4 protein-coding genes are annotated in these 3,228 nt (G+C 62.8%); all 4 read right to left on the bottom strand.

Translation table 11 applies throughout. The annotated features are described in order from the left end of the window. A partial coding sequence (gene rpsA / locus R2855_19950; GenBank protein ID MEZ4533279.1) for a 30S ribosomal protein S1 occupies nt 1-1,139 on the bottom strand: 1,139 nt, incomplete at its 3' end. Nucleotides 1,140-1,271: 132 nt separating this feature from the next. Then, on the bottom strand, nt 1,272-2,345 hold the full coding sequence (locus R2855_19955; GenBank protein MEZ4533280.1) for an alanine--glyoxylate aminotransferase family protein: 1,074 nt from the start codon (nt 2,343-2,345) through the stop codon (nt 1,272-1,274). Beyond that, nucleotides 2,342-2,971, bottom strand: a complete 630-nt coding sequence (locus R2855_19960; protein ID MEZ4533281.1) for a metallophosphoesterase family protein — start codon at nt 2,969-2,971, stop codon at nt 2,342-2,344. The genes R2855_19955 and R2855_19960 overlap by 4 nt, the downstream gene beginning before the upstream one ends. Nucleotides 2,972-2,984: 13 nt before the next feature. Next, nucleotides 2,985-3,113 carry a hypothetical protein gene (locus R2855_19965; protein ID MEZ4533282.1) on the bottom strand — a complete coding sequence of 43 codons (129 nt, stop codon included), beginning with the start codon at nt 3,111-3,113 and terminating at the stop codon, nt 2,985-2,987. Nucleotides 3,114-3,228: the final 115 nt, after the last annotated feature.

Genomic DNA, 3,228 nt, shown 5'->3' on the forward strand with positions numbered 1-3,228 from the left:
TCTTCATCCGGCGTATCGAGCGCGCGGCGCAGGCTCAAGCCCATGCGGCGGCGTTCGGGATCGATGCGGATGATGCGAAGCAGGAGCTCTTCGCCCTCGTGCACGACCTGCTTCGGATGCGTGATCCGCGCATCGGTAAGCTCGGAGACGTGGATAAGCCCCTCGATACCATCGACGATCCGCGCAAACGCGCCGAAGTTGGCAAGCTGGGTGACGGTGCCGCGCACCAACTGGCCGACCTCGTACGCCGAGGCGACCTGGCTCCAGGGCTCGGCCTGAGTGCGCTTGATGGAGAGCGCGATCTTCTTCTCCTGGGCATTGATGCCAAGGACATAGACATCGACTTCCTGGCCGATCTTGAGCACTTCCGATGGGTGGCGCACTCGGCTCCAGCTGAGCTCGGAGAGGTGAACCAGTCCGTCGGCGCCGCCGATATCGACAAAGGCGCCGAAATCGCAGATGGAGGAGACGCGACCCTGGCGAACCTCGCCCTCGCGCAGCTCCTCGATCAGCTTCTCCTTCATCTCGTCGCGCTTTTCCTGCATGGCCTGGCGCTCGGAGAGGATCAGCCGGTTGCGATGACGGTTGATCTCGATGACCTTGAGCGGAAGGTGCGTGCCGATCATGCGGGCCATCTCGGCCTGCTTGCCAGCCTCGTCACCACCGCGAATTTCGGTAACCTGCGAGGCGGGCACGAATCCGCGCACACCGTCCAGGTTCACCAGCAGGCCGCCCTTGTTGTAGTTGACGACCTCGGCGTCGATGACGCCATTCTCTTCGTAGATTTCCTGCAGCCGCCGCCAGGACTTCTCCTGCCGCGCGCGGTCGATGGAGACGACCGCGTGGCCTTCCTGGTTCTCAGGTTGGACGACGAAGATCAGCACCGTTTCACCGATCGAAAGCGCCTGCTTCTCACTCGAGGTGAGCGAGGAGAACTCTTTCGCCGGCACAATCCCTTCGGACTTCGACCCGATGTCGACCAGGATCTCGTCCCGGTCCACTCGCATGATGGTCCCGTCCATGACGTCACCGAACTTGAGGGTCCGGTAATCATTGGTGGGATCGTTGAGGTACTTTTCCATGAGCGACACGGGTGCGTCGAGCGCTCCCCCTTGCTCGGTAATACGAGAAACTTCCATACACCTTCCTTGCGACGAACGATCGTGGACACCGAAAGACCGCGGGGCACGATGCTCCCGCGGACCCGAAGCCCACGTTGTCAGTATAGCGCATGTTTTCGGATTTCGGGGCTGCCGCCGAAGCGCTCCAGGCTAGCCGAGCACCGCGCGGACGGCGGCGAGCGCAGCCGTGATGTCGTCTGAGTCGACCCACCCCATGTGACCGATTCGGATGATGGAATCCGCGAGATGCGCCTGACCGCCGGCAACGGTGACGCCATAGTCGTCGAACAGTTGCCGGGCAACCTTCTTGCTGGAATAACCCGCCGGCAATTGCACTGCGGTGACGGTGTTCGATTCGAAGCCAGGTTCGGCAACGAGTTCGAGACCAATCGCTTCGATGCCGGCCCGGGTCTGTTCGCCGAGCGCAGCATGGCGAGCAAAGACGTTCTCCAACCCTTCGTCCTCGATCATCTGCGCGGCAGCCTCGAGAGCGTAGTCGAGCGTGATCGGCGATGTTGTGGGCGTATGTCCTTCCCTGGCCGCATCGCGGGTCGCACGTGCATCCCAGAAGAACTTTGGAAACGTCGACCGCTCGTACGCCTCCCATGCGCGCGGGCCAATGGCCGCGATCGTGACGCCCGGCGGGCACATCCAGGCCTTTTGCGACCCGGTGAAGAGGTAGTCGATATCCCATTCGTCGAAGTTCACCGGCAGACCTGCCACCGAAGAGACACCATCGACGAATGTGAGCACGCCGCGGTCCCGGGCGATGGCGACGAGCTCCGCAATCGGATGGGTCACTCCTGTGGACGTCTCGTTATGTGTCAGAAAGATCGCCCTTGCGCCGGGATGCGCTTCGAGCGCGCTGCGCACCATCTCTGGATAGATGGCGCTGCCCCAGCGAAGATCGACGCGGTGCACCACCAATCCCAGCTTGTCGCCCACATAGGCGAACCGGTCGCCAAATGCTCCGGCAACCATAGCAACGACCTCATCGCCGGGCGACAGGAAGTTGGTGACCGCAATTTCCCAGCCTGCGGAACCGGACCCGGGCCAGACGAGGACATCTGACTCGGTCCTGTGGATGCGACGCAGACGCGCCAGGAGATCGACATAGAACGCCGAGAACTCCGCGCTGCGGTGGGACACCATCTCACGCTGCATGGCGGCATAGACCTGCGGCGGAATCGGTGTCGGACCGGGGAGGCGGAAGTTGCTCTTCATGTGTTGGCTCCTGAATGTGGGTGCGGCTCGATCGAGGACAGATGCGCGGCTGCGTCGAACAATATCAGTTCCGGCCGAATGCCCTGCTCATCGATCGTCACGATGCCGATACCGAAATGGGCCGACCAGCGGCGATCGGTTGCCGAGCCGGGGTTGAAGTAGACGACGCCGTCCTCCTTCTCGATCTTGGGGATGTGGCTGTGCCCATAGACCACCATTTCGAGCGGCTCATCGAACGCCGCTCTGGCAGTTGCTCGCGCGCTTGGCCCGCCATGACCGTGAACGATGCCAATACGCCGCGCGCCCACGGCGAGAATGATGCGCTCGGGAAGCTCCTGCCAAAGCTCGACCGGGTCGTTGTTTCCGTGGACGGCGAGGGTCGGGGCAACCGTCGCGAGACGATCGAGCACCGATCGCGTGACGACGTCACCACCGTGAACGATCAATCCGACATCGAAGCGCCGGAAGAGATCGAGCACGGGCTCGGGGAACGGCCGGGAACCGCCCCCTTCGAAGATGTGGGTATCGGAAATGAGACCGATCGTGAGAGGAGGGTCGAACTCGTGGCGATCGATGCGACCGGAGAGCGGCGGGTATGTGCGCTTGACCCGTTTCCTGGGTGCCATTTCCCCTACCTGGCTACACGAGTGTCATGTTCATGTGCCGGTTCGGAATCCACGAGTTTGCCGAGACGGTGGTGGTGCTTTGTGAGGAGGTGGCGCCGCCGAGCCAGAGACCCAGCGAGAAGCCCGGAGCGAACAGAGGCATCATCGCTCGTCGAGAATCGCGAAGATGACCCCGCTGATCACCGTCGTGAGCACCGTGCCGACCAGCACACCCCAGATGCTCGCGTCGATCCCGGGAGCGATGACGGCCGCGACAC

Source organism: Thermomicrobiales bacterium (assembly GCA_041390825.1).
Lineage (GTDB): Bacteria > Chloroflexota > Chloroflexia > Thermomicrobiales > UBA6265 > JAMLHN01.